The sequence below is a fragment of the Chitinophaga sp. 05T412 genome (assembly GCF_056396465.1).
The window spans coordinates 1-20,518 of the sequence record NZ_JBFTLN010000028.1 but is presented as its reverse complement, the minus strand read 5'-3'; the positions used below and the strand labels follow the sequence as shown (position 1 = coordinate 20,518).

Sequence of the window (20,518 nt, the reverse complement as noted above, 5' to 3'; positions counted from 1 at the left end):
AAAACAGCCATTAATTAATGACTGTTTTCTGAGTACGATTAATAACTCTTATAGGCAGTGACCCTGTTCCAATGAAAAAGGGCAACCCCGTTAGGATGATTAATGCGTTCTTCCATCGAGCTATACACTTGTTCTAAAACACTCTCACTAACACAGCCGTTTTTTAAAAGGGCATCCCCGGAGCCGCGTAAGATATTCAGTGAATTTTGAAGCCACGCTCTATATTTTTCTGGTTCACTATCCGTATATAGTTCAGGAGCGATGTGTATTTCTATTTCTGTTGCACCTGCCTGTTTGTATATTGGGTAAAGCTTTCGGCCAATAAATGGGTCTCCGCCAAGTTTAATTTGCCAGTTGCAATATTGTTCAAATACTTCAGCATGCCCCGTGATTTCTGGTTCATATATCACATAATGCAGATCATTTTCCTGAGATAAAATCTTTCCGCCAGGCTTACATACACGCAGCATTTCTTCAACAGCAGCCACAGGATCATGCACATGCTCGAGGAAATACCTGCAATAAACCACATCAAAATAATTAGAAGGCAAGCCATTTTGTAAAACATCTGCATGAACCAATCGTATGTTAGATGAGCTACAATTACTCGTTGCTTTTCCTATTTGTTCTGCAGATATCTCTACGCCTGTGATCTCTGCAGATGGGTATAGCTCAGCAAATTCGTTGATTAAATTTCCTAATCCGCATCCAAAATCACATATCTTTAAATTGCTGCAATCCCCAACATAGTTAATAAAGGATCTGTTGGTTAAATAATTTAATGCACTTAATCTTTCTTGCTCTTGCTTATTTGTTCCGTGTATGTAACCTTTTTCCATAATTGGTTATTTAGGATAATTTGGTGATAAACAACTGATTGGGGGCATTTTACTGTATTTTGAAGAATCAATTAAATATCGGACATTTTTTGCAATTTCGTCTGAAATATTTAAATCCTGAGCTATATCATTATCTGAATATCCTTTTTCGAATCCTAAAAATATCTTATCCAACATTTCATAGGATAAACCAAAACTTAGCTCATCTTCAAAGCCAGGAAGAATATCACCGGTAGGTTTTTTGGATATTATTTTTTCCGGAAGCTGAAGGTACTTTGCTAATTCATAGACCCGTGTTTTATACAGAGAAAGAAGTACTTCAACATCAACTGCACCATCTCCATATTTAGTAAACCATCCTAAGTTATATTCAGAAAGATTAGTGGTTCCTAGTACGAGTAGGTTATGTAATTCAGCGTGAAAATATAAAATAACCATTCGCATCCTAATCTTTGAATTCCATAATGCTCTGACTTTCCTTAATAATTCATTTCCATTTTTACGATAATTCACGATGAACCCTGTAGGACTTTCCGTACCTGCAAGGCTCTGTCTTTCTTTGTTAATGAATTGCTCCCGACTTTCCCTGGGTATAGCATATAGCTCCTTAAAGAGATCATAGCTGCCAAGGGTTTCCAGATTGGGTGAAATGTCTTTAATGTACACATTCTTTACTCCTACATGATCCGCTATTAGCCTGGCATCATCAACAGTTTCCGCATTGCTATCTTTATCGGGAAGGATAATAGCCATAATATTCTCCGGACCGATTGCTTTCGCTGCCAGTGCAATGGTGAGAGCGGAATCGATACCACCACTTAAACCAATTAAAACTCCTTTTTTCTCTTGCAGATAAACCTGTTGTCTGATGAGATCAGTGAGTTGATCAACGATCGCTATACATTCGTATGGTTTGAGGTTTTCAAATTTAAGCATAGGTTACAAAATTTTGAAATTAATAAAGCTGTTGAAGCTGTTGTTGAAATCCCTTATAAATTAGACTACGATTCAATTTAAGACTTGGAGTGAGGTATCCGTTTTCAACTGAAAATGTACTTGTAGTAATTACATAATTCCGTATGCGGGCATATTCTGGAAGTGTTTTGTTTAAAAGCTGAACTTCTTCTCTTACTGCGTTTTCCATATCTTCAGAATACAAAACTAAAATAGCTGTTATGTAAGGATAGCCATCTCCAAATGCAATACTTTGTTTAATATATTCCGACGAATTCAATGCCTGCTCTACAATACCAGGAAGCAATTTGTTACCGTTTGACAATACAATCATTTCTTTGATCCTTCCTCCAATGTATAAAAATCCTTCATCGTCGAAATAGCCGATATCTCCGGTGTGGATATACCCATCATCCCGAAAAACTTGACGATTGTTTTCGGTCAATTCATCCAAATATGCAGTACCCCAACAATATTTTCCTTTTACTATTATTTGCCCTTCTTCCTCTATCAATACGTTCTTATTCGGAAATACTTTACCTACACTTCCAATTTTAGAATGTCCAGGGTAATTCAAAGCTATAAGGCCGGTTTCAGTCGTACCATAGGCTTCATATAAGGCTAGCCCATTCTGATTAAAGAATTCTAGGGTCTTCCTGTTTGCAGGAGCCGAACCTGTAACCATAAAGCGCATTTTATTTCCGAACATCGTATGCAATCTTTCTTTTATATTTTCTTCCTGCGCTTTAAAAAGTTCAAATACAGTTTCAAAAAAATGTGGCATTGCTATTAGGATCGTCGGCTGACAGGTACGCATCGCCAAAAACAAATTGGATATCGGAACTAAAACAATATTAAACCCAAGTATCGCTGCAGCATAAACATAGCTACGTTGTCCAAAGTTGGAAAGAGGGAGAAAAATTATAACTTTATCATTGGGATAAATCTCAAAAAGATTATGCACGTTTGTGATAAAATCGCCTACTGAATTTGCCCTCAATTCAATTCCTTTGGGCTTAGCAGTAGTACCTGAAGTAAAAACAATAGCAAAAATGTCATCTTCGCCAGGTCCATCAATAGATGTACGGAGCAATACCTCTTCGTTATTTTTTGAAGCTATACTTTCCAGTTTAACAAGCGCTGTTCTTATGGGAATATCATTAAGGTAAGTCTCGCTAATGAACAAAAATCGGATATTATATTGTTCAGCAACCTGGTCTATCCCATTCTCTAGTTGTTTTGCATCCAACGCTATAGATACAAAACTTCCAAAAATGCATGCAAGATCAGCCAATATCCAATTATAACTGTTCGCTCCCAAAATACCTATTCGATCTCCCTTCTTAACTCCGTTTTGTTCAAGTAGGAGAACAATTCGGCATATATCTTTATAAAGACAACTATATGTCACGGTACACTTGAGAGATCCTTCATAATATTCAATGTAGTTCGTATTATTCTCTCTCAGGCAGGCGGCAATACTTTGAAGCTTCATATTTCTTCTTTTAAAATGGCGACATACAAGTCTATGTTGTTCTCTGGATGTGTGATCAAATCACAATGTCTTCCGTCGAGAGTAAAAATAGATGGGCTAAGATTATAGGACACTCTCAACATTTCTAATTTTTTCAATGCCAAATCCAGGTTAACAGCTTTGTCCTGACGATAGAAGATGAAATAAATTTTCTTATTCACCAACTGAGAAAAAGTAACCGACAGCCGACTAAAAAGAACACCTCTAAAAAAAGGATGGCTGCACTGGTAATACTTCATGGCATCAACACTATCTAAATTCGGGCTCAAAAACCTTTCCTTGAACCACTGATAAGGTAAACGGATATGATTTCCCAACAAACTTTGGCGTACAATATGAAGTGCCTGAAAAAAGGAAATGTGATCTCTTAGTTTCTTATGGTATATTAAAGGAGCCTCAAATATAACACGGCCACAGATAGACTTTTCACTACAGTAAGCCTGTAATAAATAAGCACCCCGGCTATGCCCTAAAAAATGAATAGAATGACCATTCTTTTGTAACCTATACTTTTCCGTTAGAAAATCGATAGTAGCCTTAATGTCTTCAAAGTATAAGTAGTTGTTTATTTTTCCGGGAGGAACTACATGGCTTTTAAAGTGGGAAGGATAATTCAGTAAGAATACGTTTATACCATAGTGAAGTAGCAATTCTGCAAACTTTCTGTAAGCCCAACTTCCGAAACCATCACCTGGTAAGACAATCAAACTGGAACTATTATTCTTGCTAAAAAAAACTTCATAAAAAGAACCTAAAGGGCCAAATCCTGAATGATACCCAGTCGTAACTGAGATCGGAAAATTTGTTTCTATCAGTGTGTAGTCCATGTCAAATGACTAACTAAAATGATGGCCCCCTATAAAATATAGAAGCTCACTGTTCTCAAGACCATGCTTATTACCCCAATACATCTTATTCACCACCAGGTCCAAGTGATCTGCTGCTATATTTGCTTCTTTCAAAAAGAAATTACATTTTTCTTCAGGTGCATCCGCAAACAAATCATATCCCGCAAATTGATCTATTGCACTATACAACAAGTTGCTTGCAGCTTCATCGCTGCTACTTACAAGTGGCCCCAAAATATACCCCTCGTCGATCTTTCTTGAAAACAAATAACCTTGAATGTCACCACTTGATGTCTTATAAATAAAACAAGTGGCTTCAGGGTAATTAAACAATTCATCAATAATTGAGCTTCGAATACTTCGATAACATAAATTATTTAAATATTCAATAGATTGTATGATTTCACGGCTGTGTTTGCTTACATTACGGAAACGGATATTATGGACTCCTTTGAATCTATATCTACGAAATAAGCCTAAACTTAGAAACCCCTTTCGGAGGTAAGCATTCACGGCAAGCTTATTAGCATAAATAATTAGAGTATCAGCATTTTTCTTTATACTTTTAAGACATTCCGTTCCCAATTCGTTTCCTCCACTGTAAGCACGATGATCTTTTACAATTAGAAAAAAGCTAACATAACCAATCGCATCTGCAACGAGCGAGAAAATGAATCCTATCATCTTGTCGTCTTTTACCATTTTATAGCATCCGGATGGAGATATATTAAGTATCATTTGAAGATCTTCACCTCCATACCCCTTCCATCCCTGCTGGTAAATTATCTGCATAGCTTCCGGTATATCCCCTACGGAAATATTCGTTATGTTAGTATCCATTTCCCATTTTTAGTAAAGTTGATTGATAATTCCCTGCCCATCCAAAGCCATACGAAAAAACAAAATCGTTTGCGTTTACCAACCCTGATTCCTGGATGGACTTCAGGTTGATCAGAAAGTCTATGTTAGGTAAATGTCCATAGCGTCCAATCAGCTCGCGATAAATTTTCCCTTGTGGTACATTAAACTTTTCAAAATATGTTGCAAATACTCCATAGTTTGCATTAGGGATAATAATTTTTTCAATCTCGCCAAATGTCAAATGATTTCTACTTAAAAGATATGCTATTGAATCACAAGCTTGTTTATAATGTACGAGGAAATTACGATCCATTGACATATCGTAAAAAAGTCCGTTCGCGGTAATATACGTATCTGTAATGGTGGCGGTTTTCCCAGCATTGTCAATCAAGGCTATAGCTGCCCCATCACCTAAAACTGCAAACCGTCCAATGACACGAGTTGCAATTCCTTCGATTTTCTGTGGACATAGAATAAGTATTTTGGAGATGTCTTTTTCACTTTGAAGTAAACACTTTGTAATTCTAAGCGTCGTTTCTAAATTAATGCAACCAGTACCAGATATATTGAATACATATGCATTTCTCATTTTAAATTGATACTGGATATATTGACCCAAATTTGAAAAATTATAATTATAACTTTCCTGTGCTACGATGATAATATCAATATCCTCTGGCTTCAATTGCGTACTATCAAAAAAAATTTGAATCAAATTACTGATCATTTTCTCAGGACTTAAATCAGCTTCATAACAAAAACTTTCCATTTCTAGATTATCCCGGCAATGATMAATAAATGAGTTTTTCGAATCGAATCCATGTTTCGCTAGATCCTTGTCGGCAATCGCAGCTGACAAATCACAGATAGAAATTCTGGTTGGAGGTACATAGTAATCGATATAGGATATTCCGGGGGGCATATATAATAATTAAAAGCGCTATAGAAAGCTTGACTTGGGGAATCCAGACACCGAGCTTTATTTGCAATATTGACCTACAAAAGCTATCTCAGGGACCATCCCATCACATATCAATTTTCCCTCTGTTGCACTGATTATCTCTTCGATTGAAACTCCTGGTGCTCTTTCCAATAATTTAAAACCTCCGTCTACAACACTAAGTACTGCTAGATCCGTAACGATTAACTTTACACACCCGGAACCTGACAATGGCAACGTGCATCTTCTTAATAATTTAGAATGGCCTTCTTTATCCTTATGAATCATTCCGACAATTATGTAGGGAACAGAGGCCAAAACATCCATCACGCCGCCCATTCCCTTTACAATTTTGCCTGGTATCTTCCAATTAGCAATGTCTCCATTTTCAGCAACCTCCATTGCGCCCAAAACGGCTACATTAATGCAACCTCTTCGAATCATGCCAAAGCTGATCGAAGAATCAAAAAAAGACGCCCCATTTAAAGTTGATACCATTTCCTTGCTAACGTTGATGACATTTTCATCTTCGCATCCTTCCAACGGAGAAGGGCCAACACCGAGAATACCGTTGTCAGAATGTAAAATAACTTTTTTATCATCCGGGATATGGTTTGCTACAAGTGTAGGCAATCCTACACCCAAGCTTACATAATCACCGTTTTTTAGTTCCATTGCAATACGTCTTGCAATATCTGATTTACTCAATGCCATGTATAGTATAATGATTAAATGCTACTGAGTTCTTTGAAATATTCTCTGAACAAAAATTCCCTGAGTATGGACCTGGTTCGGATCCAGATCCCCCTCTGGTACCAATTCCTCTACTTCTGCAACTGTGATATCAGCTGCCATTGCCATAAGGGGATTAAAATTCATTGCAGTGCCCTTGTATATAAGGTTTCCAGACGTATCTCCTTTCCATGCTTTTACGAAAGCAATTTCGGCAGTAAGAGCATGTTCCATGAGGTACATCTTACCATTAAATTCTTTGAGTTCCTTTCCTTCTGCGAGTTCAGTGCCAAATCCTGTTCTCACATAAAACGCAGGTATGCCAATGCCGGCGGCTCTAATTTTTTCAGCGAAAGTCCCTGTGGATATAAGTTCTACTTCTATGCTTTTTGCCAGGATTTGCCGTTCTATTTCCTTATTTTCTCCTATATAAGTAGATATCATCTTTTTTATCTGGTGATTTTTAATAAGCAATCCCAGCCCTTCATTCTCCATGCCTGCATTGTTTGAAATACACAAAAGATTCTTTATTTCGGTTTTGGCGATAGCCTCAATACAATTTTCGGGAATTCCACACAACCCAAAGCCTCCAAACATTATCACGGCACCGTCCCTCAATCCCAAGATACCTTCCTGTGCATTTTTTACAACTTCACACATAAGTCAGAGTTTAATTAATGTTAGCTGTATTTTAAAAATAAATTCAGCATTGTGTAAACATTACACATTGCAGTCTTACTCGGTTAATCGAAGAGCTTTCAAAGCATTTTTGTATAGCACGTTTTCCAGACCATCAGAAGTTTTATCAGGTGCTAGCTCAAACAGTCTTTCTATCATTTCTACGTTGGCCGACAGGGATGTCAGTGTGTGAAATAATGGCCAGTCCGTTCCAAACAAGATTTTCTTATTAAAATCCTTAGAGAATATTTTATCAAGTTCCATCATGTTGTTTAGATTATCGCCCGTATCAACAGATTGAAAACCGGCAATATCCAAATAGACATTGGGTAAATCCAATACAGCTTGCACAGCGGGGTCAAATAGGCGGCAACCAGCATGGGCTAAAATAAAATTAACATCTTTAAAAGTTTTTGCTACCTCAAGTATATCCAGAGGGTTTCCGAAATCATTCCTTAACTCCGACAAAGACGGTCCTGTATGGATTAATACACATAGTTTCTTTTCTGAGCAAATCTGATAGTAATAGTAAAGTCTAGGATCGTTCATTCGGTACCCCATAGGAGGATAGAGTTTAAGGCCAGAGAACCCATAATCCAAAATGGATTTTTTAAATAGTTCCAGCCCATAATCACCTCTTCGTGGATCAATTCCCGCAAATACTATGAAACGTTCAGGATGATTTTGCAAAACTATATGATGAAGTTGGTGAATAACATCAAGCGGCAATAATGGCTCGTTCATTCCTATACCACCATCTATGATCAACAGTAAACTTTTATCTATGCCTGCATTATCCATCTGTTTAAGCTGCCGGTCACAAAATTTGTCCTGCAGGAAAAATGAAAGATAAGAATCAAGTTTTGTTTCATTAACATCAGCCAGCAGATCCTTTACCATCCCCTTTAGATATTGCGACGGATAAATTTGATTAAATGCGATGTGAGAATGTATGTCGATAATCATGAATGCTGTGTAAATTCAATATTTTCATTCGAAAAATGATTCTATTAATACCACTTGATCAAGATCTATTCGATCTTTGCACGCGAAGAAGGCGGAATACCCCTTAAAATTGTTCAACTCAATCAAATGCCACGTTCTATTTTCGATAGTACCAATTTGAAAGTCTGTATTAATCTCAGTTAAAGGGATACCCAAGCCCCTGCCATCAGCCTTTATAATCGATTCCTTTGCTGTCCAAAAACGAAAAAATTCCGAATCCGGGTTGGCAGCATTGTTAATTTGTTGCCATTGCAGACCAGTCATTATTTTTTTAACATTAATGAAATTAAAGGGGCTAATTTTCTCTATATCGATGCCATTTTGGTTATGTCGTGATCCTGAACAAAGTATCCATTCACCCGAATGCGAAATATTGAAATAAAAATCTTTACCACACGATGGTTTTCCATAGATATTAGTCTCCCACTCATTTAAACGATCTTTAGGAAGATCAAAATATCGCAATACTTGCAGTAGTAATAGCTTGCCTATAAGACTTCTTTGCCGATCTTCCCAATAATGAAACCTTTTTATATTCCGGTGAAATGAGGCAGGAAGTTGCTCAAGGTAATTTAAAAAAAATTTATCCTCCCAACGCCGCTCAAAATGAGAGTAGATGACGACTTCATCATTATTTAACATCCTTGTAAATGGTTTTCGATGATTTAACGATCATTACAGAAGATGGTTCATAAAAGGTTGATCCTTTAATACTGCCTCCCAAAACTGGCATCAATCAATCTTAAATATCAATTCCTTTGTTATTCTCTATTGAATGCCGATAATAATGCTCTGCAACAGCTATATCAAAAATAGCCATCCCCATGGGATTAAACATCACAACTTTATCAGACAGGTTTGTAAAGCCTGAATCGCAAAGTATAGCATCGATAGAAAATGTATCTGATTCAGAAATTTTCCCAGCTTTAAAGCCCAATTCTATGTCAGTACTTTCCCGGCATACTTCTTCCCAGTTATCGACAGCAACTAAATCAACGTGATCAAAAAAAGAAACCTCATAATCTCTTAATGAAATATTCATATATAAAGAAGCGCCGGCAGGTTTGGCATTGATATAACGATGACTGGAAACTGTACAAGTAAAGAGCACTGATGAATTCTCAAAAGCTTCCTGCCATGAATGGCAAACAACAATTTTTTCCTGTAAACTAGTTGGTATTTTATCAATCTGCCTGGGATCAATGTCGTAAACAAACAGATGGTCAATCACTTCAGAAAATTCAGCCAGTAACATTTCACAATGCAATTGACCGATCGGCCCCAATCCAATTATGCCCACATTTACTTTGCTCCGAATCTTATTTAAACTAATTATATATTTTTTAAATACTGCACCAGAAACAGCAACTGTGCGTATGCTACTGATCAAAGAGGTATTAATAATGGCTTTGGGTACTCCCGTTACGGCTTCGTTCAGAATAGTTACTGAGTGTGCCCGCGGGAGATTCTTCATAATATTTTCCGGGAAACTTGCTATCCATTTAATCCCAGCAGTATCGAATCCTCCACCGACATATGCCGGCATTGCAATTATTCTGTTACCTGGGTTATTATATCGGAGATAGGGTTTAACTGGCTGACTGTAGTCTGAACTTTTTAGGAGATGCGCTACCTCTTCTATAACAGAAAACAGCTTTTTCCAATCGATCCCTATATTTCGTATTGTCTGGTCGTTTAAATATCTCATATTTATGCTATGGCCTCTTTATTATAAATAGTATCCAGGTAAGCGCTACCTCCATCAGGACAAATGATTACTGCATTCAAATCGTTCATATCACATTTTTTCAACATCATCTTAGCAGCAAGATAAGCAGCTCCCGATGAGGCCCCGGCAAAAATTCCCTGCTCGGATAACAACTGATTACAACCGTTAATAATTTCCGTTTCCGTAAGAATCATTACATCATCAATTAGTGCTTTATCGAAAAAGGCAGTTCGTATACCGGCGCCTAAACCCGATAACCTCCTCCTCTTAAGTTGATCACAAAAAATCATTGAGCCTTCAACATCTACTGCAACTATATTTATTTCGGGGAATCTCTGTTTCAGTTTCAACGAAACGCCGGTAATAGTTCCTCCTGTACTTACACTTATAAAGGCAAAATGCAGTTTTGAGAAGCGCTGGGCTATTTCTTCACCGATTGTATGAAAGTAAGATAGGTAGTTGTCTATATTTTCATACTGATTAAGATTATATGAAAATGGAACCTCATTCAAAAGCTCCCCCACCTTTTTAAGCCGTGTTATAAGATATCCACCTGTATCGTCTCTTTCAATTACTTTTACAACCCGATAGGAAAGTGCTTCGAGAATCTTCTCTTTCTCCTTTGTTATATTAGGATCGACCACAGGGATAAAATTTATTCCCAGTTTTTTACAGAATACAGCTAACGCAATGCCAAAATTTCCAGAAGAAGATTCAATAATTACAGATTTTTCTGTTATCCTGTTGTTCTCAATGGCGCTTTTAAGCATATAAAGCGCTGGCCTGTCCTTTATACTGCCATTCAAATTGGTGTATTCCAGTTTGGCAAATAAATTCTGAGTTTCGTGATTTAGTCTGCACATGGGTGAGTTGGAGATCATCTCCTCTAACCCTGCTATTTTTTCTAATAGATTCATGCCCTGAGGTAATGTGAAAAATAAAATACATTCCTGATGCTTTGCTCAATAAAGTGGCGCATAAAAAGCTAGAGGAAAAACTTAGAAGCATGTCCCATAGCAATTACAGGTTTATTCATGTTATACCTCACTATGGCAACGTTTGAACTAGTTTCAAAGTCGTATATAGTTACATTCCACACACTACTTAAATATAGAAGTGACGAATTATTAATCGGGTGGATCGTATAGGGTGTTTTATCTAAATTGACCTTTGGATAAACAAAAGGGCCATCAGAGAAATCAATTGGATTATTAGCTTTTCTGAGAGAGACCTTTTTGTAAATTGACATGTCTGATGTATCAATAATGTGTACCTGGTTAGGATAAATGGGAACCACCATCAATTTTTTTCCATCAAAATTGAAAAGTTTATGTGACGGTGCTCTAAGAAAATCTTTGTCCTGATAATATTCCAAAACCATGCTCTCTCCTTTATGAATTCTGAACTTATCAATTTTACTATAGCCAAAACAAAATAGGGTGTCATTATTAGTAGATAGGTTGTGGCTAGATATATAAAAAACAGAAGGGTCATTACTATCGAATTCAATATGAGCAGGTCCATCTGGAAGCTCAATCCTATGTGTAGATTTCAAATTCACATTATAGGTTATTAGCGAACTGGTTTTCAGTCCACTATCCAACATTTCCAATCTCTGTTCCTTAGAAAGATTTTGCATCTCAGTATCCAGTGGAGGTTTTATGTGGGGATCCTGCGACATCTCTACAAGGATTACATTTTCTCCATCTGACGTAACCATTGTTGAATGGATGTCATCAGGACCTTTGATTAAATCTAAAGCTTCAAACTTTTTTCTTTTCAAATCATATCTTCCTATCTCCAGATCTACCAATTGATCGCGGTTTTTTTCATGCAGAAATGTTTGCAGGATAGGCCACTTAGTGTAATACATATAGCCATCCTGTATCATGTTTGTTGAAGAATATATCTTCATACCGTTGTCCTCTTTATCATAGATCAGATCATATGAAGAAGATTTCACATCAAGCGCAAGTATGAAATTTCCCTCAATGAAACTTACATAAATAACATTGTCATAGTAATCAGCTGAATGTGCAAAGAATATTACTTCCAGGAACTTATCAACGTTCTTCTGGTTCCACGGGATGCTATCTATATCAGATAAATTCAGTTTAGATATCAGATCTTCTTTTATTCGCGATAAATCAACATCCCAACAAGATATTTTCCTTGATTTGAAATCTATTAAAAAATAATAATGTTTACACCCAGGGCCTATCCCCGGAATAAAGATTGATTCGTTGCAATCTGCTGGGATATTAATATCGGCCTGCAAATCATATTCAGTTTTTGATATGCGTATTAAACTTTCCAGGTTTGCGGTTAGACTCCCTGAAGGAAGTTTGGTGTATGCTGATGTCATATTACTAGAATAGAGGTTATTGATTTTTTAGCTCAAAGATCATATCGGAGATCGAGTTAACACTTTCAAAGTTTGATGTCGTTAAATATTGTTCGGGGATTTCTAGATCGAACTCGTTTTCTATGTTACCCAACATCGTCATGATGTTAATTGATGTTATTCCTTTTTCCGAAAGTCTATCCGATGGTTCTAAATTGTCAAGATTTGTGATAGAAAAGATGATTTTACAGACTTTTTCTTTTATGTGTTCCATGTCTCTTCATTTGGTTTTAATAAGAATCCCGTCAATCTCAAAAAGAAGATCTTCACGGCATATGTTCGTAATAGCAAATGTATTTACATATGATTCCATACCTAGACTGTCAAGCACCTTCAAATAGGTATTAAAGTAATCCTCATTTTTAATAAAACAGGTGCCCTGGCAGATATCCCTAAATGAAAAATCATGCTGCTGCAACAAGTTGTTTATATTCTGGATTGCTTTTTTTATTTGATTAAAGGGATCATCCAGGTACACTGTTTTGCCAGCTTCGTCAATACCGGCAGTTCCAGATAATTGAATTTCTGAATACTCATCATTCTCTAAGAGAAGTGCACGTGAAAAAGTTGGGCCAAACAAATAACTTGAACCATTCGCTTCATTTTGAAGATCGTTATAAAGACGACTAATACGAGGTGCGTTTATCGTTTTCCTGTCTATCAAAATTGTATCGATTATAATGGGTGAACTATCCGATGTAGCGCCTTCAATACATGTACTTGCAGGTAGCATAGGAGAATGGCTTCCAAAGTCAATATTACTTTTTTCAAAAAACTTCCTGCGAGCCTTATTTAAGTTGGAGTAGTCTCTTTTGATGTTTGACAGGTAAATCCATGTTCGTATTATATCAGTAGGTAGAAAACCATGTGTATTGGCTAGGTCGGTTATTTCATTAAAAACAGGATCGAAATCAATATCCTCTTTATATTCATTATTCATTAGCGTAAGACTATTGAGATATAATGCCCTGTAACCCGGCATTTCAACCTTAGTGCCAATTATCTCTTCAGTTTTATCACGAGGAATATAGGTTAATTTAAAATGATCACCTACCCCGCTAAGTCCGTAAATATAAATGCTTGAAAAGTCACGATTCATTAAAGGGAGTCCTTCTATATGAGAAATAGGAAAAGGCGCTAGATCTACAAGCCGAAGGTGTTTTTCACGCACATCAAGAAATAAATCCTTTATTGCAATCCGTCCGAAAACTTTTTCGTATACGACTTGTATCTCATTTTCGATTGTGAATTGAATAAACTCTTTATACAATTCCATCGCTTCCTCCCAGCTTTCTGCCTTGTCAAGATTCAAGCAGCAGAAGTGCCTGGTGTATTTTTCAAAAGCAAATATTCTATGATCAAGTATTCCTTCTGTAGTTATATTCATTTTGTATCATTTACCTTATTCAGAATAGTAACAATGTCATGAACGGTTCTCACACCCATCAAATCCAGGTCAGGACTAAATAGTATGAAATCAGTTTCGATGGCTCTTTCCAATTCTATTATTAAACGAAGTACTTTAATGGAATCGAGTCCGAGATCTTCTTTCAGATCCATCTCAGGAAGAATCTGACCGATTGAATTTTTTTCCGGGATGAGCTTCTTTAATGTATCTATAACCAGTTCCTTCATTTCCATATACCCTGATTTGGAAATTTTAGTAAATATTATTTGTAGTATATTTTCTTTTTCTTTATATCGTTATTGTTTGCCAGATAATTTCCATCGTTAATAAATTGTACTTCAATTTTATCCAGAAGATTATTATTTATCATGGTACAGATATCGGGAATAGTATTTTGGATATCCTCATCTATTTGTTTCAATATAACCATATCGGTCAACTCACATATGATGTCTACCTTAAGTCTATTATCTATAACTCCGACTTTAATAATTGCCTGGTCAATGTGTTTGTAAACAACATTTTCAATGTCGTATATGCTTATTTTCTCACCATGTTTCAATTCGGATCCCACCCGCTTTACAACGCATTTAAAAGATTGCACTATTCGGCCTTCAAGAAGTACTGTCTCGAAGTCGCGAACAACATCATAGGTTACATAGCGTAAAGCAGGAAAAAGGTCCCTTATGAATGATGTAATAACAAGTATCTTCTCATTTTCATTTAACGGATTAAGATCATCTGGAAGATTTTCGGCGGCTACTGCCTCAGCATAAAATCCATCCGCTATAACATATCTGTCAAGTTCTGCTGAATAGTATGCAACAACACCCAATTCAATGCAGCCGTAGGTATCGAAAATATCTTCTTTCTCAATTCTCAAACTTGCCGCAACTTTTTCAATCCATTTTTGACTAGCCACTTCCCCGGTAAGAATAATTTTTTTCAAGCCGAAATCAATGTTATATGGCTTGTTCATTATAAGTCCATCGAGTATCGATGGCATTGTATAAAGAATATCAGGCTTGAATGAAACTATTTTATTAATATGCTCAGAAACAGGTACCGTAAATGGTAATGACTCATTTCTGATGCTCAATTGGTTAAAGATGTCAGCAGCAGTTCGTTCAGCATGGCCCGTTCCCATATCTATCAATGCGGAAACCAGGGGTGTATTATGCCTATCTATAAACGACCGAAAAATGGCTGTCTTTTGATTAAGATATCTTTCTTCATCACCTTTTGAATAAGAAATTGTTTTTCTCTTTTTCAAACTGGTACCTGATGTGTGATATATAGCAAAAGCTTCATCCATGGGATTCAAATAATAATATCGTTCAAGCAGATCGGCAGTAATAAAAGGTAAGGTATCTAGATCCCCATTGAATTCTCCATTCATGATGTCTTTATACCAGGGATATATTGCTGTTATTTCTCTTACCTTCTGATCGATTAGATGATTCATGTTGCTTATTCAAATTAAGATGCTGCGCAATTAAACTTCATCGGTGAAGGAATATTACAAATGATATAGGAGCCTTTAACAAGGTTCAAGCTTATTAGTTGGACCTCTATTGTTCCTGGTCGAGCCAATCCAGAACAGATTCAAATACCTGTTATCAGTACGACATCAATGTTGCAATATAGTTTCCGGCCAATCCCAACCCAATTGAAATAATCCATTGAGTGTCCTTTTCCCTTTTATCTTCAACCAGGTCTTTTAGATTGATCAAAAAATCTAATTGATTCATGTGTCCGTACCGATAAATATTTTTCCCGAATATCAAATTCTCATTCAGACCGAATGAATTCAGACTTTTTTTCAGTAGATCTGAGTGTATATTTTGCGTAATAACTTTGCTAATTTCCTTTTCCTTAAGACTATTACGTTGAATGAGTTTACTGAGGCATCTTCTTAAATAAATATAGTGTTCCAAAATATGGCCATCCTCTGGATTTGCTTTAAATAATTTAGAATTATACATAGCAACTACATCATGTAAATAAACTTTAGGCGATTCATGATTCAACAGAAGTAATCCAGCTGAATCCCCTCTTAATGAAAATTTCCCATTAATCCTATGGTCTATTCCCTCTACTTTAGCAGCGGTAATTATCAATGTATTTTTGTAGTCCTGGTTGACTTTCATTAAATCCATGCACACTTTTATCGCCATTTCAATATTTAAGCACTCATTCCCACCAATATTTAGAATAAGTGCATTCTCTAAATTGTGTTTGTGCTTAAAGTATTGTCCAATATTCAGGTATTTGGTTGGATACCCACCTGGTATAAAAACAAGTAAATCAATGTCAAAAGGTTTAATTTTATCCTCGTCTACAGCTCTTTGAATCACCAGATCTATCATTTCATGAGCTTCTAGCTGAGTTTCCACTCTTAAACTTGTTAAACCGACCGACTGCCTTAAATGAGTGAGATATTTGTCTCTCGAATTAAATTCAATAGGAATATGCCTATCATGTAGGTTAGCTACGAATTGTTCTATACTCAACTCTTCATTAGGAATGTAATACTCAAGCTCTGAAATATACATGGGTGAAGATAAAATTGTAGATTGGAAACAACTTAGTGAAAATGTATAATAATATTTAGATGCTTTACAATTAGGTATAAAGCCAAATCTACTCCACTATATGCTATTATATTCATTCAGCAAATGGACAAAATATGATCTGTCAATTTTCCCATTTATGTTTTTGGGGAACTGGTTAATAGCATAAATTCGTTTAGGGATCATGTAAGGAGGCAATAGTTTATGACATTCTTTTATAACTTCCCTTTCGTCTAATGAACCATTAAACTCAATAAATGAAAAAATTTCTTGTACTAAACCATTTTCAGCATCGCCGGGCAAGGTGATTACGTTCTGTATATTTGTAGCTTTTCGAATTGCCTCATTAATTTCTTCTTCTTCAATTCTGTACCCCTTGATTTTAAATTGGTGATCCTTCCTTTGCAGAAAAAAGAGGTATCCATCATCATCTTCCACAACGACATCGCCTGTTTTGTAGTATAAAATTGGGTTATCCTCTCCTATAGTTTTGAATTTTGTTGATGTATTCTCCTCTTCTACAAAATAATTCTTTATCACTTGGGAACCCGATAGTAACAGTTCTCCAGTGTTAGCTGATAACGACTGGTTATATTCCTCAGCAATGAAATATTTTTGGGTCGGGAAAATTTTGCCGATAGAGACTATGCCATTTCGAACCTTATTTGTATCGTTTGGTTTCCATTGGTAACTGCTGATCCCAATTGTAGCTTCTGTTGGTCCGTATATGTTTTCAATAATCGACTTCGGAGCTGCAATTTGCCATTTTTCAACAATTGCAGCAGAAAGGGCCTCACCACAAAATAAGCTTATGCGTAAACTGGGAAATATATTTGGCTTCAGAAAATTGTATTTTAATAAGGAACCAATGAGCGATGGAACGGAAAACCATACTGTCAGATTGTTATCTGTTACATATTTCACCGGATTAAACGCTTTTTTATCCGGTATGCATAAAGTAGCACCATTCATCCAGGATAAAAGCAAATCATGAATGCTTAGATCAAAGCTTAGATCAAAAATTTGCGAGCATTTATCCTGACTATTCAACTGCAATCTTTGCTGAGTGTAATTTAAATAGTCACATAAACTTTCATGCGAGCCTTCTATTCCCTTTGGCTCACCTGTACTTCCTGAAGTAAAAAGCAGATAAGCACCTCCATGATGAGGCTGAAAGGCTTCTTCACATACTTCCAATTCGCATATTTCTGGAAGACTAATGATATCTATTTCAGCCGAATGTTCTTTAGGCAGCTTTGGGTTTAATTCCGGAGCAATGAGTGTAAGTTGTTGGTCAGGTATTAAATCAAGTAATATGTCTAGTGAATCATTGTCTACTATGATAGTATTTAAATTAGATAGTGAAATGATCTTTTCTAGTTGGCGCTTTGGAAGTTTTGGATTTAGGGGAACATAAATTTTCCCCGATTGTAGGATTGAGATACAGCCTAAATAGCCAGATAGTGATCTATTTGCAAGTACACCGATATACTTAGACTTTGATTCTCTTATTATCTTGGTAACCTTGCAGGATAAGGTGAAGATGTCCGAGTAAGTGTATTTCTTCTCTGGAAAACTGAGGCAGACGTTGTTCGCATATTTTTCAAAGGATCCAGAGATAAGTTCATATACGTTTGGAAGCATCGTTTAAATGTTATTACCTTGATAAAAAATACCTTTCATATTCTTAAACGCCTATTTAAAAAATTTTTCTTCAATTCGTTGTAATGTTGAAAAATCAGTAATAGATATATTTTGCATGTCTAGTTCTTTGCCAGATAGCATTTCAATTTGATAGGCTAATTCTAAGAATTGAAGTGAATCCAGAATTCCATTTTCTATGAGGTCATATGTATTGTTAAAGTCAATAATATCCGGGGATACAGAAAGAATCCACTCCTTCAGTTGAATAATATAGGGTTTCATTTTTTTTACTGGTATTATTATCTTACTTCATGCCTAACAGGGAATAAATCTCGATATAAATGGGTCACGGGCAGTTCAATCAAAACGTTGCGCTTAAGTAAGTCTATTCTCACCAATATCATCTTTTTACTATTATACTCTACCACTTCACAATGCAAACCAATTAAGGGCCCCGTTCCTATGATTAGTGTTTCTCCTTTTTGAAATACGGTATCCGAAATTTCAATATTCTCTCCTTTAGTAACGACTATTTTAAGATTATTCACAATAGAATCAGAAACTCTTGCGATTTCGTTTTCAAATTTAACATAATTCAGGACTCCCTTAACAGACAAACTCTGATAATAATCTTGGAACTGTTCTAAATAAATAAATATATAAGAAGGAAAAAGCGGTCTGTCTAATACCTTAACCCTATCGCTCCACTTACGAACTTCTTTTACTAGTGGCAGATAATGCCTGACATTCCTTACCAAAAGCTGCTCTGCGACTTTTTTTTCTTGTTTGGAATTGGTATACAATAAGTACCATCCCTCATAAAAGGTATATCTGCTCATGGAGAATTTGAATGGGTGAAAATGGTTATTGAAACGATATTGTCATATATTTCTACTCCTAGAAAAGGGGGTAAAAAAGCACTAATTGGATTTTGAAGAGAATAAGGCTATCGCTACATAAACTCACAGAGTTCATGAAAAAAAGAAAATTGGGGGTTAGGCGAAACAATATGGCCAATTCATTTATTGCCAACTTTTGGTAAATTAAGGAAAGTGGCTGCGGTGAGACTTCTAGATAGGACGCAAATTTTAATGTTAGTTATCTTGTACGGAAACGTACATCCATATTTACTGCTAATTTCAGTAAATTATAGATCGAATACAGCTAACAGGATCGATGAATACCCACGCCGTACCATTTGCCTATACTTGTTAAATGGAAAGATTCGACCCTTTTTTCGGTATTCCGTTATAAGTACCCATTGACCCATTTTTCAAAAGCGCGAATCATGCTATGTTCTGTGACCTCCTCCAGCGGAATGCCATTACAATTTGAAGAAATTTCATATGAATTACAATCGAATAAAATAATATCAGAAAGATCCTTCTCTGCAAAAAATGCCCAGGTAACATTATTGTTTCAGTGCATTTCGGACAATAACGACTATTGCGTATGGTATAATACATTCATTCCAAATATTCATAATACCATAGTAAGCAGATGTGATCAACCACGGGTTGTATTAAGGTTATCCCTAAGCCATTCATTGGACTTCGAAATCGAAGGACTAGGAAACTTTAAATTAGGTTCTGGCCAGTTTCAATTATTTTATCAATCAAACCCCAGTAGTGTCTTCCAACTTTCTGCAGGTATCAAATGTGACATGCTCGATATAATTGTGCCAACCGGATACTTAAGCCACTTTGTAGCCCATTTCCCTATAGTACAAAACTTTGTTGATAAGATTACCGTAGAACCTCTCGGTTTAACTGCACTACCAGGTATGGCCACACCTTTACTTTGGGATAATATTGAAAAACTGCTGCAATGCCCCTACATGGGGAGTTTGCGAGGAATGTATGTCGATGCGAGGATAATGGATATTATGACAGAAGTATTCACTATTGCACATGGAAATCGCAGAACTGATGTTACTCTTTCAAATGAAGAAAAGGAACGGATTTTGTCAATCAGGGATATGTTGACAGAGAAACTTGATATCCACTATACCATTAAAGATCTATCACGCATGGTCTTTATTAATGAATATAAACTAAAACGGGGATTCCAGCAGTTGACCGGAGCGACTATCTTCGACTATCAATTGGGCCAGCGTATTCAGATAGCGCAAAAATGGTTAAAGGATACCGAAATGAGTTTGGAGGAAATTGCTACTGCTACCGGATATCAGTATTTATCAAGTTTTATAGCAGCCTTTAAGTGTAAGCTTCCCTTAAAACTAGGCCACTAGGGATTAGAGATTTTGGCTTCGAGCTGCTTTTGGGCATACTTTACAGGCGACAGATATCCGAGTGACTTATGAGGTCTCTCCATATTGTAATCCTGTTGCCATTCCTCAGCCATAAACC

Annotated in this window: 23 protein-coding genes; 1 reads left to right on the top strand and 22 read right to left on the bottom strand. The window is 36.2% G+C overall.

Going from position 1 to position 20,518, the window contains the following annotated elements; all coding sequences use genetic code 11:
* Positions 1–38: 38 nt before the first annotated feature.
* The 21 genes from AC1DFM_RS34375 to nusG all read right to left on the bottom strand — a co-directional run bounded on the left by AC1DFM_RS34375 (position 39) and on the right by nusG (position 18,988).
* Positions 39–839, bottom strand: a complete 801-nt coding sequence (locus AC1DFM_RS34375) for a class I SAM-dependent methyltransferase (protein ID WP_477081310.1) — start codon at positions 837–839, stop codon at positions 39–41.
* A 6-nt stretch (positions 840–845) separates the two neighbouring features.
* A complete protein-coding gene (gene nadE / locus AC1DFM_RS34370) occupies positions 846–1,775 on the bottom strand; it encodes an NAD(+) synthase (RefSeq protein WP_477081309.1) in 930 nt (309 codons plus the stop codon).
* A gap of 19 nt (positions 1,776–1,794) precedes the next feature.
* On the bottom strand, positions 1,795–3,288 hold the full coding sequence (locus tag AC1DFM_RS34365) for an AMP-binding protein (RefSeq protein ID WP_477081308.1): 1,494 nt from the start codon (positions 3,286–3,288) through the stop codon (positions 1,795–1,797).
* Entirely contained in the window at positions 3,285–4,154 is an 870-nt protein-coding gene (locus AC1DFM_RS34360; protein ID WP_477081307.1) for an alpha/beta hydrolase, read from the bottom strand. The genes AC1DFM_RS34365 and AC1DFM_RS34360 overlap by 4 nt, the downstream gene beginning before the upstream one ends.
* A gap of 9 nt (positions 4,155–4,163) precedes the next feature.
* Positions 4,164–5,015, bottom strand: coding sequence for a GNAT family N-acetyltransferase (locus AC1DFM_RS34355; RefSeq protein ID WP_477081306.1), 852 nt, complete (start codon positions 5,013–5,015; stop codon positions 4,164–4,166).
* On the bottom strand, positions 5,005–5,958 hold the full coding sequence (locus AC1DFM_RS34350) for a 3-oxoacyl-[acyl-carrier-protein] synthase III C-terminal domain-containing protein (RefSeq protein WP_477081305.1): 954 nt from the start codon (positions 5,956–5,958) through the stop codon (positions 5,005–5,007). Before AC1DFM_RS34350 ends, AC1DFM_RS34355 begins: the two co-directional genes overlap by 11 nt.
* 57 nt (positions 5,959–6,015) lie before the next feature.
* Positions 6,016–6,690: a 3-oxoacid CoA-transferase subunit B gene (locus AC1DFM_RS34345; RefSeq protein WP_477081304.1), complete on the bottom strand. Its 675-nt coding sequence runs from the start codon at positions 6,688–6,690 to the stop codon at positions 6,016–6,018.
* Positions 6,691–6,711: 21 nt separating this feature from the next.
* Positions 6,712–7,368, bottom strand: coding sequence for a CoA transferase subunit A (locus AC1DFM_RS34340; protein WP_477081303.1), 657 nt, complete (start codon positions 7,366–7,368; stop codon positions 6,712–6,714).
* A gap of 75 nt (positions 7,369–7,443) precedes the next feature.
* Positions 7,444–8,352: an amidohydrolase family protein gene (locus AC1DFM_RS34335; RefSeq protein WP_477081302.1), complete on the bottom strand. Its 909-nt coding sequence runs from the start codon at positions 8,350–8,352 to the stop codon at positions 7,444–7,446.
* Between the two features lie 24 nt (positions 8,353–8,376).
* A complete protein-coding gene (locus AC1DFM_RS34330; RefSeq protein WP_477081301.1) occupies positions 8,377–9,033 on the bottom strand; it encodes a 4'-phosphopantetheinyl transferase family protein in 657 nt (218 codons plus the stop codon).
* Between the two features lie 100 nt (positions 9,034–9,133).
* Entirely contained in the window at positions 9,134–10,099 is a 966-nt protein-coding gene (locus tag AC1DFM_RS34325) for a 2,3-diaminopropionate biosynthesis protein SbnB (RefSeq protein WP_477081300.1), read from the bottom strand.
* A 2-nt stretch (positions 10,100–10,101) separates the two neighbouring features.
* Positions 10,102–11,037, bottom strand: coding sequence for a 2,3-diaminopropionate biosynthesis protein SbnA (gene sbnA, locus AC1DFM_RS34320; protein ID WP_477081299.1), 936 nt, complete (start codon positions 11,035–11,037; stop codon positions 10,102–10,104).
* A 68-nt stretch (positions 11,038–11,105) separates the two neighbouring features.
* On the bottom strand, positions 11,106–12,485 hold the full coding sequence (locus tag AC1DFM_RS34315) for a hypothetical protein (protein WP_477081298.1): 1,380 nt from the start codon (positions 12,483–12,485) through the stop codon (positions 11,106–11,108).
* A 16-nt stretch (positions 12,486–12,501) separates the two neighbouring features.
* Positions 12,502–12,738 carry a phosphopantetheine-binding protein gene (locus AC1DFM_RS34310; RefSeq protein ID WP_477081297.1) on the bottom strand — a complete coding sequence of 79 codons (237 nt, stop codon included), beginning with the start codon at positions 12,736–12,738 and terminating at the stop codon, positions 12,502–12,504.
* A gap of 6 nt (positions 12,739–12,744) precedes the next feature.
* Positions 12,745–13,911 carry a Rid family hydrolase gene (locus tag AC1DFM_RS34305; RefSeq protein WP_477081296.1) on the bottom strand — a complete coding sequence of 389 codons (1,167 nt, stop codon included), beginning with the start codon at positions 13,909–13,911 and terminating at the stop codon, positions 12,745–12,747.
* Positions 13,908–14,165: a phosphopantetheine-binding protein gene (locus tag AC1DFM_RS34300; protein ID WP_477081295.1), complete on the bottom strand. Its 258-nt coding sequence runs from the start codon at positions 14,163–14,165 to the stop codon at positions 13,908–13,910. Before AC1DFM_RS34300 ends, AC1DFM_RS34305 begins: the two co-directional genes overlap by 4 nt.
* 29 nt (positions 14,166–14,194) lie before the next feature.
* Entirely contained in the window at positions 14,195–15,397 is a 1,203-nt protein-coding gene (locus AC1DFM_RS34295) for a phenylacetate--CoA ligase family protein (protein WP_477081294.1), read from the bottom strand.
* A 154-nt stretch (positions 15,398–15,551) separates the two neighbouring features.
* The gene (locus tag AC1DFM_RS34290) at positions 15,552–16,487 is read right to left on the bottom strand and encodes a hypothetical protein (RefSeq protein WP_477081293.1); all 936 of its coding nucleotides are present in this window, start codon (positions 16,485–16,487) and stop codon (positions 15,552–15,554) included.
* Positions 16,488–16,583: 96 nt separating this feature from the next.
* A complete protein-coding gene (locus AC1DFM_RS34285; protein ID WP_477081292.1) occupies positions 16,584–18,149 on the bottom strand; it encodes an AMP-binding protein in 1,566 nt (521 codons plus the stop codon).
* A gap of 51 nt (positions 18,150–18,200) precedes the next feature.
* Positions 18,201–18,431, bottom strand: a complete 231-nt coding sequence (locus AC1DFM_RS34280; RefSeq protein WP_477081291.1) for a hypothetical protein — start codon at positions 18,429–18,431, stop codon at positions 18,201–18,203.
* A gap of 17 nt (positions 18,432–18,448) precedes the next feature.
* Positions 18,449–18,988, bottom strand: coding sequence for a transcription termination/antitermination protein NusG (gene nusG / locus AC1DFM_RS34275; RefSeq protein WP_477081290.1), 540 nt, complete (start codon positions 18,986–18,988; stop codon positions 18,449–18,451).
* A gap of 449 nt (positions 18,989–19,437) precedes the next feature.
* Between nusG and AC1DFM_RS34270 the strand changes: the two genes are divergently transcribed.
* The gene (locus AC1DFM_RS34270; RefSeq protein WP_477081289.1) at positions 19,438–20,400 is read left to right on the top strand and encodes a helix-turn-helix domain-containing protein; all 963 of its coding nucleotides are present in this window, start codon (positions 19,438–19,440) and stop codon (positions 20,398–20,400) included.
* On the opposite strand, the gene AC1DFM_RS34265 is transcribed toward AC1DFM_RS34270, so the two are convergent.
* Positions 20,397–20,513 carry an integrase core domain-containing protein gene (locus tag AC1DFM_RS34265; protein WP_477078152.1) on the bottom strand — a complete coding sequence of 39 codons (117 nt, stop codon included), beginning with the start codon at positions 20,511–20,513 and terminating at the stop codon, positions 20,397–20,399. The two genes, AC1DFM_RS34270 and AC1DFM_RS34265, sit on opposite strands and share 4 nt — an antisense overlap.
* Positions 20,514–20,518: the final 5 nt, after the last annotated feature.